Annotated in this window: 16 protein-coding genes and 2 pseudogenes; 13 read left to right on the forward strand and 5 right to left on the reverse strand. The window is 39.2% G+C overall.

The features are described from left to right. Window positions 1–266: 266 nt before the first annotated feature. The 3 genes and pseudogenes from QSJ46_RS14725 to QSJ46_RS14735 form a co-directional block, all read left to right on the forward strand. A complete protein-coding gene (locus QSJ46_RS14725) occupies window positions 267–1487 on the forward strand; it encodes an MFS transporter (protein WP_285604910.1) in 1221 nt (406 codons plus the stop codon). A 70-nt stretch (window positions 1488–1557) separates the two neighbouring features. Continuing rightward, window positions 1558–2598: a 2,3-butanediol dehydrogenase gene (locus QSJ46_RS14730; RefSeq protein ID WP_107163316.1), complete on the forward strand. Its 1041-nt coding sequence runs from the start codon at window positions 1558–1560 to the stop codon at window positions 2596–2598. Window positions 2599–2700: 102 nt separating this feature from the next. Next, a pseudogene (locus QSJ46_RS14735) lies at window positions 2701–2923 on the forward strand (manganese catalase family protein); the annotation flags it as partial. Window positions 2924–2958: 35 nt separating this feature from the next. Here the strand turns inward: QSJ46_RS14735 and QSJ46_RS14740 are convergent. The 4 genes from QSJ46_RS14740 to QSJ46_RS14755 are packed head-to-tail and all read right to left on the reverse strand — an operon-like array spanning window position 2959 to window position 6002. Continuing rightward, window positions 2959–3672 (reverse strand): amino acid ABC transporter permease, encoded by a 714-nt coding sequence (locus QSJ46_RS14740; protein ID WP_047201963.1) that lies wholly within the window; start codon window positions 3670–3672, stop codon window positions 2959–2961. A gap of 13 nt (window positions 3673–3685) precedes the next feature. Then, the gene (locus QSJ46_RS14745) at window positions 3686–4384 is read right to left on the reverse strand and encodes an amino acid ABC transporter permease (RefSeq protein WP_041086347.1); all 699 of its coding nucleotides are present in this window, start codon (window positions 4382–4384) and stop codon (window positions 3686–3688) included. Beyond that, complete coding sequence (locus tag QSJ46_RS14750) at window positions 4381–5241, reverse strand: amino acid ABC transporter substrate-binding protein (RefSeq protein ID WP_285604911.1); 861 nt, start codon at window positions 5239–5241, stop codon at window positions 4381–4383. Before QSJ46_RS14750 ends, QSJ46_RS14745 begins: the two co-directional genes overlap by 4 nt. Further along, window positions 5238–6002: an amino acid ABC transporter ATP-binding protein gene (locus tag QSJ46_RS14755; protein WP_483298737.1), complete on the reverse strand. Its 765-nt coding sequence runs from the start codon at window positions 6000–6002 to the stop codon at window positions 5238–5240. The genes QSJ46_RS14750 and QSJ46_RS14755 overlap by 4 nt, the downstream gene beginning before the upstream one ends. A gap of 144 nt (window positions 6003–6146) precedes the next feature. Between QSJ46_RS14755 and QSJ46_RS14760 the strand changes: the two genes are divergently transcribed. Further along, window positions 6147–7310 carry an acyl-CoA dehydrogenase family protein gene (locus QSJ46_RS14760; protein ID WP_048238960.1) on the forward strand — a complete coding sequence of 388 codons (1164 nt, stop codon included), beginning with the start codon at window positions 6147–6149 and terminating at the stop codon, window positions 7308–7310. A 124-nt stretch (window positions 7311–7434) separates the two neighbouring features. Continuing rightward, window positions 7435–8226 carry a BPU family class D beta-lactamase gene (gene blaBPU, locus QSJ46_RS14765; RefSeq protein WP_285604912.1) on the forward strand — a complete coding sequence of 264 codons (792 nt, stop codon included), beginning with the start codon at window positions 7435–7437 and terminating at the stop codon, window positions 8224–8226. Window positions 8227–8282: 56 nt separating this feature from the next. Here blaBPU and cyoE read toward each other — a convergent pair whose 3' ends face one another. Further along, window positions 8283–9188: a heme o synthase gene (gene cyoE / locus QSJ46_RS14770; RefSeq protein ID WP_285604913.1), complete on the reverse strand. Its 906-nt coding sequence runs from the start codon at window positions 9186–9188 to the stop codon at window positions 8283–8285. A gap of 129 nt (window positions 9189–9317) precedes the next feature. Here cyoE and QSJ46_RS14775 point away from each other — a divergent pair, with 129 nt between their 5' ends. The 8 genes and pseudogenes from QSJ46_RS14775 (at window position 9318) to QSJ46_RS14805 (ending at window position 12449) form a co-directional block, all read left to right on the forward strand. Next, window positions 9318–9920: a TetR/AcrR family transcriptional regulator gene (locus QSJ46_RS14775; RefSeq protein ID WP_047201959.1), complete on the forward strand. Its 603-nt coding sequence runs from the start codon at window positions 9318–9320 to the stop codon at window positions 9918–9920. Between the two features lie 64 nt (window positions 9921–9984). After that, window positions 9985–10644 (forward strand): hypothetical protein, encoded by a 660-nt coding sequence (locus tag QSJ46_RS14780; RefSeq protein WP_285604914.1) that lies wholly within the window; start codon window positions 9985–9987, stop codon window positions 10642–10644. Between the two features lie 71 nt (window positions 10645–10715). Next, entirely contained in the window at window positions 10716–10853 is a 138-nt protein-coding gene (locus QSJ46_RS14785; protein ID WP_160300382.1) for a hypothetical protein, read from the forward strand. A 53-nt stretch (window positions 10854–10906) separates the two neighbouring features. Beyond that, window positions 10907–11041, forward strand: a complete 135-nt coding sequence (locus QSJ46_RS19610; protein ID WP_352230652.1) for a DUF2750 domain-containing protein — start codon at window positions 10907–10909, stop codon at window positions 11039–11041. Between the two features lie 30 nt (window positions 11042–11071). Next, window positions 11072–11290, forward strand: a pseudogene (locus tag QSJ46_RS19615) (DUF2750 domain-containing protein); the annotation flags it as partial. A gap of 24 nt (window positions 11291–11314) precedes the next feature. Then, complete coding sequence (locus tag QSJ46_RS14795) at window positions 11315–11512, forward strand: hypothetical protein (RefSeq protein ID WP_285604915.1); 198 nt, start codon at window positions 11315–11317, stop codon at window positions 11510–11512. A 196-nt stretch (window positions 11513–11708) separates the two neighbouring features. Further along, window positions 11709–12056: a YxiJ family protein gene (locus tag QSJ46_RS14800; protein WP_285604916.1), complete on the forward strand. Its 348-nt coding sequence runs from the start codon at window positions 11709–11711 to the stop codon at window positions 12054–12056. 18 nt (window positions 12057–12074) lie between these two features. Then, on the forward strand, window positions 12075–12449 hold the full coding sequence (locus QSJ46_RS14805) for a hypothetical protein (RefSeq protein WP_285604917.1): 375 nt from the start codon (window positions 12075–12077) through the stop codon (window positions 12447–12449). The last annotated feature ends 34 nt before the right edge of the window (window positions 12450–12483 follow it).

Consider the following 12483-nt stretch of genomic DNA (forward strand, 5'->3'; position numbering starts at 1 on the left):
ATAGCTGCCCCACACAGAGAACTCCGTGAAGCTGAGAAGGAGCTGGGAAGCATGATGGAACCAAGCCTCTTAGCTCTGCACCGGATTCTCTCGGATGGTGGTGCAGCGAATTTCTCCCGTTACAGAGAAGGGTGAGTGATCACCCGCTAAGGTTCATCTGGCAACAGATGAATGAACTGAGGTGGCAACGCGGAGTAAATCCCGTCCTCAAGACAGAAATGTCTTGGGGGCGGGATTTTTTTTTATGACAAATAGGGGGGACAATGATGAAAAAACATTGGCGGGATATGAGTATTTTGCTTGGAGCCATCGGGATCGCAAACATAGGAGAATGGATTTATATGATTGCCCTCCATCTGCTTATTTTTCAAGAAACGGGCTCTGTTCTTGCTGTAACAGCAGTTTATTTGCTAAGACCGGCAGCTTCTCTTTTGACCAATAGCTGGTCTGGCAGTTTGATTGACAGGCTGAATCAGCGGAATGTGATGATCAGTTTAGATATTACCCGTGCTTTGCTCATTGCATGCATCCCTTTTGCCTTATTTTCAGGACATCTGCTTATCCTGTATGTCATGGTGTTTTTCATACAGATGGCACAAGCGATGTTTCATCCAGCGTCGATGGTGTATATGACAGGACTCATCCCGGCCGATAACCGAAAACGGTTTAATGCCATTCGCTCTTTATTACAATCCGGTGGATTTTTACTTGGACCCGCAGCAGCAGGTCTGCTTTTTCTCATCGGGACGCCTGTTCTTTCAATTTATGTAAATGCGTTCTGCCTTTTGATATCTGCTCTGTTAACGATGTGTTTACCGAATTTGCTCAAAACAGATGCTGGCCAAAAGGGGTTTTCCCTTTCAATGTTAAAAGAGGATGCAAAGCTGGTTCTGCGATTTAGTCTGACGTCACGCCAAATCATGGCGGTATATTTATTATTTAGCGCGGCAATATCGGTCCTTCCTACAGCCATTGACTCACTTGAAACAGTTTTTGCAAAAGAAGTACTGATGCTGACTGATACCCAATATGGCCTTCTTGTTAGTGTGGCTGGAGCAGGCATCATCGCAGGGGCAAGTCTTAATTCGGTCATTGTCGAAAGGCTGTCAGTTTCGCTGATGCTTGGAGTCGGCAGTTTGTTTGTGGCGTTTGGCTATCTTATATATGCATTTTCCAGCACACTATTTGTAGCAGCCGGTGGTTTTTTTATATTAGCTTTCTTTTTAGCTTTTGCGAATACAGGTTTTATGACGTTCTATCAAACAAATATCCCAGTAGAGGTGATGGGAAGGATAGCCAGCTTTTATGCTTTAATTGAAGCCATTTTGACAATAGCCATGACGGGAATATTCGGCGGGCTCGCTCATATTTTATCGATCAGAATGTCCGTCATCGTTGGGTGTATTTGTATGCTTCTTATCTGTCTATTGCTATGTTTTGTCATCTTTCGTCCATTGACTGTCAAAAAAATAGTGCATCCTACTTAGAAAATTAAAAAAATTATGTTATCATTATTTAAGTAAGTTAATTAAATTGATGAGAAAAGGAGTCTTACAAATGAAAGCACTACGCTGGCACGATCAAAAGGACATTCGACTAGAGGAAATTGACGAACCAACAGTTGCTCCAGGTAAAGTGAAACTGAAAGTAAAATGGTGCGGCATTTGTGGTAGTGATTTACATGAATATTTAGGCGGACCGATCTTCATTCCTGTGAATGAACCTCATCCACTTACAAAAGAAAAAGCACCAATTACATTGGGACACGAGTTCTCTGGGGAAGTTGTTGAAGTAGGAGAAGGCGTAAGCAATTACAAAGTAGGCGATCGAGTGGTTGTAGAACCTATTTTTGCAACTCACGGGCATCAAGGTGCTTATAACTTAGATGAAAACATGGGCTTTTTAGGACTTGCCGGAGGCGGCGGTGGATTCTCTGAATATGTATCAGTTGATGAAGAATTACTTCATTTATTACCAGACGAAATCTCCTATGAGCAAGGCGCGCTTGTTGAGCCTTCTGCAGTTGCTTTATATGCGGTACGTTCTAGTAAAGTACAAGCTGGGGATACAGCGGCTGTGTTTGGCTGCGGACCAATTGGTTTACTTGTCATTGAAGCATTAAAAGCAGCTGGTGCTACTGATATTTATGCAGTTGAATTATCGAAAGAACGCCAAGAGAAAGCAAAAGAGCTTGGAGCGATCATTGTAGATCCTTCTCAATATGAAGATGTTGTTCAAGAAATCGCAAGCCGTACAAACGGTGGCGTCGATGTTTCTTTTGAAGTGACGGGTGTACCTGTTGTATTGAAGCAAGCAATCCAATCAACTAAAATTGCAGGCGAAACAGTCATTGTGAGTATTTGGGAAAAAGGCGCAGAAATTATGCCGAATGATATTGTCATCAAAGAACGTACAGTGAAAGGAATTATCGGCTACAGAGACGTATTCCCATCTGTATTAAACTTAATGAGAAAAGGCTATTTCTCTGCAGACACACTCGTCACGAAAAAAATCAAGCTGGACGATGTGATCGAGGATGGCTTCCATGCTTTAATCAATGAAAAAGATCAAGTGAAAATTTTAGTCAGTGCTGAATAAGTAAGATAACAAAGGGAATGGCATAAGCCATTCTCTTTTTTTATGTGATCAGGTCATTTCATAAAGAGAGCTGCGGTTGAATAGTGATAATTGAAAAGATGTTTAATAGAGCGAGAAGAGGATGTCGTCGTACCAACCACTTTCCCATGATTTGTTTAACTTCTCAAAACGGGAAGAAAGCAAGGAAGGCAGATGGGCACATGGCCGTAGCATGGATGGAAAAGGAGAGTTCAGATATATTTCTGTACCTGTCGTATTCGGCTCAGCACCAAAGCTCAAACTCGCACCAAAAGAACTGTTTAACATACCAAAAAAGGGTGAATAAAAAAGTCGATCAGGTTTTTGTGCCTGATCGACTTTTTAACGCCCGAGAGTTCTGCCGTATACGCTGACACGTTTCTCTAATAATGCAAAAGCTAATTCAAAGAAAATGCTCAGCAGCCAATAGATCAAAGCAGAGACGAGATAAGTTTCTAAAAACTGATAGCCGTCATTTGCAATGATCCGGGAAATACCCATGATTTCGAGTACCCCAATTGTAAACGAAAGAGATGTCGCTTTTAATAGCTGAACGAGCTGATTGCCTAGGTTCGGTAAGGCCACAACAAAAGCCTGCGGCAAAATAATGCGAATCATCGCCTGCCTTGTGGTCATGCCTACAATTTTTGCCGCTTCCAGCTGCCCTTTGTCTACTGCGAGAAGTGCACTTCGGACCACCTCTGTTAAATGGGCGGCTGAATGCAGGCTGAAGGTAATGAGAGCAACAGCTAATGGGGAGACCATATCCGGGTGAAAGGTCAGCCCAAATGTGCCGCTCATGCTAGTTAGAACAAAAGGAAGCCCATAAAAGAAAGCAAACAGTTGAACAATAAGAGGCGTTCCTCTAAAAAAGGAGACGTAGAGCGTGACCAGCTGCCTGAGTACAGGGATGCGAAAGAGACGAATGAAAGCAAAAACAGATCCGATCACAAGACTCACAGCCATAGAAACTAGTGCAATTAATAAGGTGAAAGGAACGCCTTTTAGAATATGAGGTACTTGGTCAATCGCAAATGGAATATCAATGGTTTGCATCTAAATCGCCTCCTTAACGTGACAGGCTGGTGCGGCCTTTTACAAATTTCTTTTCAAGCAGCATGGTGACTAGTTCAATGCTCATACAAATGAGCCAGTACACAATCGCAATGATCACGTACACTTCAAACATGCCGATTCCATAGTTATTTCCTAAGATGATCTTCACCTGTCCCATAATATCGATGAGCCCGATCGTAAAGGCAATCGCCGTGTCTTTCACAAGATCAATGGTGTAATTTCCGAGGTTTGGCAGAGCAATGAGAAAGGCCTGCGGGATAATGATCCTGATCAAGGCCTGTGTATCTGTCATCCCAACAATGTAGGCGGCTTCCAGCTGATCTTTCCCAACTGATGAATACGCACTGCGAAAAACTTCAGATAAATAAGCGCCCGTATGTAAAGAGAACGTCATCATCACAAATAACACACGATCCCAATGGTTGATTTGAATTCCTGCCACAAGTAAAAGCTGAGGCAGTCCAAAATAAATTAAGAATAACTGAACAATTAATGGCGTACTTCGTGTAAAAGATAAATAGACAACAGCCAATTGCTTCAGCACTGGGATTTGCTTAATACGAATGCATGCAAATAAAAGCCCTATTATGATAGCGAAAAACAATGATACTACAATAATGAGAAAAGTGAGTGGCAGGCGTTCAAGCACCTGTAAAAAGATCCGCAGCCAATCTCCAGCTGTAAACGTCATGACGCTTCCTTCCTTTCTTCATATTGATAGCCTTGCTCTGAGATGTAGTCAATATCTTGAAAGAAATCAATTCCAAACCACTTTTTCGCAAGCTTAGGCAATGTTCCATCATCAATCATCTCTTGTGTAACCCGGTCCAAATCTGCTGCAAGCTGCTTCTCACTTGGCTGTAAGACAAGATAGATCGGCTCCTTTGACACGATCCCGCCCACTTTGACCTTCAGATTCAGATGCTTTTGAATGGTATCAAAGGTCGAAATATTCATAAAGGCCGCATCGGACCGTCCGCTTTCAACGCGCTTTAAGTTGAGTTCATTTGAAGGGCTCTCAATGGTTGTCAGCGGAATATCTGGATCATGTTCTTCATTATATTGATTTAATATAGAGCGCAATCCGCCGCTAGGACTGACTGGAGCGAGCTTTTTAGATGTCATATCGTCAAGCGATTGAATATCCTGGTTTGATTCATTCACAATTAAACCTGTCATCGAATAGCCGTACGGAACCTTGGGATAAAGAAACCGCTTTTCGCGTTCAGGGTTACTGAAAAACCAATTAGCCGCCATTTCAAACTTCCCAGCGCCAACACCAATAAGATTGGATTCTTCCTCGCCAAAGATGTAATCAAAATGGATGTGCGGAAGTCTTTTTTCCACTTCATTTAAATAATCAATGTTATAGCCAATCGGTTCATTTCGGTCATTTGTCGCTAAAAAGGGTGGATTGACCTCTGCACTCAGTGCGACCTTCACAATTTGTTTCCCATCATCTGTTGTTGTTTTTACACTGCTGCAGCCAATCAAAGAGAGGAGAAACAGAAGGACACCAGATGTCATGAATGCTGTCTTTTGCTTCATATGTCTTCCTCCGATCCTTGCCACATTCTGCGATGAATTCTGGATAAAAATTGTTTCGTTCGTTCATGCTGAGGCTTCATCAGAACATCTTCTGGTGAGCCTTTTTCAACAATTTCCCCATCTGCCATAAAGATCACCGTATCCGCTACGTCCTTTGCAAAGGAAATTTCATGCGTCACAATGACCGTCGTCATCCCTTGGCTTGCAATATCCTTGATCATTTCAAGGATTTCTCCAACCATCTCTGGGTCCAGTGCGGACGTTGGTTCATCAAACAGAAGCACCGCAGGATTCATCGCAAGAGCGCGGGCAATTCCAATCCGCTGCTGCTGCCCGCCAGATAGTTCACTCGGAAATGCATCCTTTTTATGAAGCAGTCCAATCCGCGTTAAAAATTGCTCTCCAACCTTTTCTGCTTCTTTCTTAGACATGTTTTGAGACACAATCAATCCCTCTGTAATATTTTCAAGTGCCCGTTTATTTTGAAACAAGTGATAATGCTGAAATACCATGGAAGATTGCTGCCTTAGTTTTAAAAGATCTTTTTTATGATATCGTTCAAATTGAATCGTGGCTTCTCCAACAGTCAGCTCTCCTTTGTCTGGAATGTCGAGGCTGTTTAAACTGCGGAGAAGTGTTGTTTTTCCTGATCCGCTCGGTCCAATAATTGCGACCACTTCACCTTCTTGTACGGAGAAATCAATGCCTTTTAACACATGGGTCTGCCCATAAGATTTATGTAGATTAGTAGCTGAGATCATAAAAGCATCACGTTCCTTTGACAGATGTACTTAATATTGATAAAATTTAACACATTAAATCCTATAAGTAAAGTGTGTTTTATTCATTCCAATTGGAAAAATGAGATATCATAGATTGTGAGAAACAGAGGAGTTGGATACATTTTGTCTAAAGCATTATTTGTCGATACCGATTTTCAAAAAACATGGCTCAATCAGCTGGAATCTCTTCGTGAAACGATCGAACAAAACGCAAAAAAACATGATGAAGGCGCTTATTTTCCTAAAAAGAATATCGAATCATTAGTAAACATGGGATATACAACCCTGTCTCTCCCCGCTGAATATGGAGGCGGAGGTCAATCTGTAACAGATATGGTTCTATTTCAAGAAACGCTTGGGAGCATGGACGGAGCAACTGCCTTATCGATCGGCTGGCACCAAGGAGTTGTAGGTGAAATTTATGAAAAGAAACTATGGAATGAGAAACAGCTGCAATTCTTTGCGGAAGAAGTGAAGAAGGGCGCCCTTGTCAACCGCGCTGTGAGTGAGGCACAGACAGGCAGCCCAACAAGAGGCGGCAAGCCTGGAACAACAGCGATTAAATCAGGTGATCGCTGGGTGATCAATGGACGTAAAATTTTCACAACGATGTCACCAGCTCTCACATACTTTTTAGTCGGCGTATGGATTGAAGAAAAAGAAGCGATGGGATTCTTCTTAATTCACCGTGATACAGAAGGTGTTTCTATAGAAGAAACATGGGATGTTGTCGGCATGAGAGGAACAGAAAGCCATGATTTAATCTTAGATCAAGTTGTGGTCTCAGATGACATGCTTGTTGAAGTGCAAAAAGGACCTCGAGGCGGTACATTAAACCCTTGGATCGCACATATTCCTTCCTGCTATTTAGGGATTGCGCAAGCGGCAAGAGATTATGCAGTTCAGTATGCCATCACTCATTCACCGAACAGTATCAGCGGAACGATTAGTGACCTGCCAAATGTCCAAACATTGATTGGCGAAATTGATTTACTACTAAAGCAAGCACGCCACGTCATCTATTCAACGACAACATTGTATGAGCAGCCTGAGAAAAGAGAGCTGTTAATCAATGAATTCGGTGCAGTGAAGCATACAGTCGTCAATCATAGTCTGCAGGTGGTTGATAAAGCCATGCGTTTAGTCGGTGCAAAAAGTTTGAGTCTTGGCTGTCCGCTGCAGCGTTACTATCGAGATATTCGTGCTGGGCTCCATAACCCGCCAATGGATGATATGACGATTTCAAAAATCGCGAAGCAGGCCATTGAAGAGAAAAAAGAAAGCTAATATGATCAGAAAGCCGGATGAAACCGGCTTTTTTTATTTGGCAGAAAAGAGGACAAGCGTACCTTATGTCTCATCGCTCAGGCATGCTACAATCGATACAAATCATGGGAAAAGGAGCGGTTTTTTGAAGAAAAAGCATATGAAATGGCTAGTTTTCTTCATTTTGCTGATGGCGCTTTGTATCGGTCAGCCGTCATCAAGTGAGGGAACATCACCAGCATGGTCAGTAGATGATGAATTCTTGAAAGACAGGGAAGGCACATTTGTGATCCAAGAAGTAAAAGAAAAATCGCCATGGGTATATAACAAAAAAAGAGCGAATAAGCGCTTTGCCCCACAATCAACATTTAAAGTGGCAAATGCCCTCATCGGACTCCAAACCGGCGCGGTGAGAGATGAATATGACATCAAATATTGGGACGGAGTAAAAAGAGAAATTGATAACTGGAATAAGGATCATACACTGGGCTCTGGCATGAGAGATTCAGTCGTCTGGTACTATCAAGCCATGGCGCGTGACATCGGGGAAGAACGCATGAGCCATTGGGTGAAAGCCATACACTATGGCAATGAAGACATATCTGGCGGAATCGATCAATTTTGGTTAAGCAGTTCGTTGCGCATTTCTCCAGTAGAACAAGTCCATTTCCTCAAACAGCTATATGAAGAAAGTCTCCCATTTGACCTATCTGTCATGAGAACGGTCAAACGAATGATGATACAAGAAGAAGAGAAACATGCCACCCTATACGGAAAAACAGGCTCCGGCTCAGGCATCGGCTGGTACGTAGGCTTCATCAAACATAAAAACAAAACCTACATCTTCGCCACAAATATCGAAGGCACAGGACTAGAAGCAAAAGAAATCACCTATCGTATTTTGAAAAAATATCATTTGATTGAAGCATCCGTGTAGGGTGCTTTTTATATGAACTTTTTTATGGTCGTCTACAGAACTAAGGTTTGAATAAATCAAAAAATTTGACGAGTAAGAGTATAGATAATGACCGTTGAATAAAGAGTTGTCATATAAATTAGTGAATAGACAAACATAAAAGATGCCCACTTCTCTGAATTCATTCGCTTGTAACCTAAAATACTTAAACAAATCCATATAAAACCTAGAAAAAAAGACATAAGCACAAGCCCTATGCTTAAAGAACGGAAAAGAAAACTGCTTAAGGTTATTGCTAAGATATAAAGATTGGTTTGCAAGTATGTTCTTTTCATTCCTTTTACAACAGGTAGCATGGGAATGTTTGCTGCCTTGTATTCATTTTGCTTTCTAATAGCTATTGAGTAAAAATGCGGCATCTGCCAAATAATTGTAATGAAAAATAACCCCAGAATAGCTGGGTGTGAGATGTCTGGTGAAATAGCCGTCCAACCAATGAGAGGCGGCATTGCCCCAGAAATGCTACCAATTTCTGTGTTGTAAACGGTTTTTCTTTTACTCCACATTGTATAAGGGAAAATATAAAAAAGTAAACCAATCAATCCTATAATAGCTGCTAGATAGGTTGTAAATGCTAAAAAAATCAATCCTAAAACAGACATTAAGATACTAAGCCATAGAACTTTTTTAAGATTGACTTCTCCTGTTACAGTAGGTCTGTTTTTTGTTCTATTCATCACGGAATCTATGTCCCTATCATACAAATTGTTTAAAGCTCCAGCAGCACCAATTAATAAAATTGAACCTGCAAATGCAAATAGTATCTCAATAGATTTATGAAGGATGTCAATTTGATAAGTGTATAATGCCAAGGTTAAGCCAGCACACATTGGGATTAAATTTGATGTAATAATTCCTGATTTAACTGTTTGAGCGATTATGTCCCTTTTCGTTTTGTGAATTTTTTTCCCCATCTTTCGCATTGTTTTGCTCCTTTTCCATAGCGATTAATTGTTTATGCTGTACATCAAGATATATACCATATAGAATTAATATACTAATTGGTATATTAATTCTATATGGTATTATTGTCAAGATAAGGAGGTAAAGGAATGATTAGACAAAGAAAAACGCAAAACGAAAGGAAAGATGAAACACGGAAATTACTCATAAATTCTGCTGTTGAGAATTTCGCCAAGTATGGTTTTCATGGGGTCTCCATTGATAAATTGGCAGAATATGCGGGATTTAGCAAAGGGGCCTTTTATGCGCATTTCCATTCAAAGGAAGAGATCTTTCTGGCTCTATTGGAACAACAAATGCAATTACATGTTAAAAAAATCAATGCTTTATTAGCAGAACAGCCTTCTCTTTTACACTTTCCAGAAAAAATGAATCAACAGTCTATTCAAAATTTTGAAGAAAATCGGACGTGGAGCCTGCTAAATATGGAATTTCTTTTGTATTCAATGAGAAATGAGGAAGTAAGGTGTCAGTGGTCAAATATGATCCTACAATCGGTAAAACAAATCTCTCAATCCATTGAGAATTTAATAGAAAAAGAGAACCTTACATGTACTCTTTCACCTGAAGAAATGGCATGGACAATTCTCTCATTGGAAAATGGTATTGCAATATTTCACTATATTAGTCATGACCATATACCACGTGATTTATTAGAAAAATCCTTAAAAAGATTAATTTCCTTTAAATAGAAATTAAGGTTCCTTAGTTTGAATGTGGTGGAGAAAGTGATTCTAGAAAGGAGGATTATAAGAAGTGTATTTGAAATATATCCAATTAATGTCAGATGACGATTGTGGGAACTTAGCTAGCCAATCCCTTTGTATAACTGAAATGTTTTTATGGGAATTAGGGAAAAGAATTCAAACGAAAGATTGTGAGGCTATTGTTTTTATATGTGGATCTTTTAAAGACTACAAATTAATTAGTACTTCTAAAAATGAACCTGACATCTTATTTTTAAAAAATACTTATGAGCTAGAAGTACCCTTCTGTTACAGTGAATTTCAAAATGCAACAAATAAGAAAAAGATCTTAGCTGATACTTTGGAAAAAGCGGTGTTCTATCTGTGTGAATTAAAAAATTGGGACAGTCAGCTCGTCAAAGCGACATTTCAAAAAATGAAAGAAAAGAAATATAAAGCTGAGATAAAAGGAAAACAAACAAAACTAAGCCCCGATAAAAAAAAGAAAGCATATCCTCTGATCGAGTTAGATCTAAAGCAGTTTACTCTCTATCTTGTCATTGAAGACAATAAAAGAAAGATATTATCTAAAAAACTAATTGCTAAAACCGATACCTATTTGGAAGAAATTTCTTATCATATGCGAGAGCTTAAGTGGTTAACTGATCATGAAGTAGCACTATTCAAACATACAAATAAACCTGTTTATACAAGTTTACGGTTATTGTGATAAGACAAAATGAGAATAGCATAACACTTGTGGAAATCAAGAACGCAAAAATATAAAGGAGTGTATTTTAAATGGGCTTTTGGGAAGAAGAACATAAGAAAAAGAACATTATTTTAGGTGATGACGGGCCAGCTCTTATTGAATACGATATTTATTCCGAAGCTGATTCGTTTTATAATCCGTATGGAGTCGTCGTATTCAATAAGTAATCTCTAAAATCATGCCGTTTTCTACAGTAAATAAATAGATAAGGAGCGACGCAATGTCCATGCATCCGAAAGAATTAGAAACCACCATCCAGTTATCTGCGAAAAAGCGTTATGACTACTTCATCAAAAAGATTGTTGATTTAGAAGAGGTTTGGTCATTAAGCAACGAGAAGGGCTGGGTTATGTAAGAGGATGAACGTGGTGTACCGCAGCTTCATTTTTGGGCGACAAAGGATCATGCCGCTTATTGCGCAATCGATCAATGGGAAAAAACAGTGCCAGAAATGATTGATTTAGAAGACTTTATAGAAGAGTGGCTCCCGGGTATGATAGCAGATGGATTCAATCCGTCCATTTTCTATAATCGAAATAATTCGGTGTCAATTGAAATTCAAACATTAAAAGAAGATATAGAGGAAGAATTAAAAAACTACTAGTTCGACAAGAGTGGAGGTAGTTGTTTGAAACGGCTTGAAAACTTATTTATTCGTTCAGAAAAAGAATTCAAATTCTATCAGAATTTAGTAGATCATGTGTTTGACACAAATAAAGAGCTGCCACAACAAGTCTTCCGTAAGACATTTGATTGTTTTTTGTTTCAAGAGTTTGATTGGGCATTGAGTGATGATATTTTACCAACCATTAGAACATATGAATAAACAATTGCTAAAAACGTGGAGAACTTTTGATGAGATTGTATTAGGTTGGATTTTAGTTGTATTTCCGACTCAGAAAATTCCAGAAGATTTTAGAAAAGAATTCATCCAAAATCACACAAATATTGAATAATAAGAACTATAATCTTCTTAAATTTTAATCTACTTAAAAGCATTGAGAGAAAGGTGTAGTGGATCCATGAACACGAGCCAAGATAAACAAGGTTTAATCAATGATTTGAAGCAGCGTTATCAATATTGTTTTCATTCCGCTTATCCAGAAGATATCGTATCTTTTGAGGAGGAAACTGGTATATGGTCCGATGATTTTTATGAATTTTTCACTCTTGTGACAGGCAGCTTAAGTTATGTGATCGATAATAAACGAATACCAAAAAAACAGTTAAACGTGCTACGTCAGTCATTTGAAGAGCAATATCCACAAATTAAAACCTATCAACATATTCTTGAATCGTATCCTTTATTACATTCCTATATCCAGTACCATGAGGAAGCAAGAAAACGAATCATTGAACTTATAAAATAACCTCTTGGAGGACAAACAATGACATGGTTTTTAGATGAAAAAATCCAGAAGCAAATCCCTGATTTCGATATCAGTCATCTAAAGCAAATCAATGAATTCCACTACTTTAAAGAGTATAATGAACATTACGACATGATCAATTGTATTGTTCTGCACATCCCATATGAATCCCCGAATCTACAAGCAGACATTCATCTGAAATTCACCAATGTCTCTTCTGTTCAAATCAAAGATTTGGAGTTAACAAACGATTCCTATCTTTTTTTGAACATTCAACTTTTGGATAGAGGCTGGGAATATTTGAATTACTTTGTCGAAGATTATGAAGAACAGTATTTTTCTTTTTATTGTGAAACGGTTCAAGTCATACAAGTCGTATCAAATGAATCATGATAGTCTACCAACATATGCCTAAATATGCTTCCCC

Origin of the sequence: Bacillus sp. YKCMOAS1, assembly GCF_030268125.1 — a bacterium.
GTDB classification, from domain to species: Bacteria; Bacillota; Bacilli; order Bacillales; family Bacillaceae; genus Bacillus; species Bacillus safensis.

Excerpts from the sequence above, each read along its gene's own strand:
- QSJ46_RS14730 (WP_107163316.1), top strand. The coding sequence starts at position 1,558 with ATGAAAGCACTACGCTGGCACGATCAAAAGGACATTCGACTAGAGGAA.
- QSJ46_RS19610 (WP_352230652.1), top strand. The coding sequence starts at position 10,907 with ATGTCCATGCATCCGAAAGAATTAGAAACCACCATCCAGTTATCTGCG.
- QSJ46_RS14750 (WP_285604911.1), bottom strand. The coding sequence starts at position 5,241 with ATGAAGCAAAAGACAGCATTCATGACATCTGGTGTCCTTCTGTTTCTC.
- QSJ46_RS14785 (WP_160300382.1), top strand. The coding sequence starts at position 10,716 with ATGGGCTTTTGGGAAGAAGAACATAAGAAAAAGAACATTATTTTAGGT.
- QSJ46_RS14725 (WP_285604910.1), top strand. The coding sequence starts at position 267 with ATGAAAAAACATTGGCGGGATATGAGTATTTTGCTTGGAGCCATCGGG.
- QSJ46_RS14755 (WP_483298737.1), bottom strand. The coding sequence starts at position 6,002 with ATGATCTCAGCTACTAATCTACATAAATCTTATGGGCAGACCCATGTG.
- QSJ46_RS14800 (WP_285604916.1), top strand. The coding sequence starts at position 11,709 with ATGAACACGAGCCAAGATAAACAAGGTTTAATCAATGATTTGAAGCAG.
- QSJ46_RS14745 (WP_041086347.1), bottom strand. The coding sequence starts at position 4,384 with ATGACGTTTACAGCTGGAGATTGGCTGCGGATCTTTTTACAGGTGCTT.
- cyoE (WP_285604913.1), bottom strand. The coding sequence starts at position 9,188 with ATGCGAAAGATGGGGAAAAAAATTCACAAAACGAAAAGGGACATAATC.
- QSJ46_RS14775 (WP_047201959.1), top strand. The coding sequence starts at position 9,318 with ATGATTAGACAAAGAAAAACGCAAAACGAAAGGAAAGATGAAACACGG.
- QSJ46_RS14740 (WP_047201963.1), bottom strand. The coding sequence starts at position 3,672 with ATGCAAACCATTGATATTCCATTTGCGATTGACCAAGTACCTCATATT.
- QSJ46_RS14805 (WP_285604917.1), top strand. The coding sequence starts at position 12,075 with ATGACATGGTTTTTAGATGAAAAAATCCAGAAGCAAATCCCTGATTTC.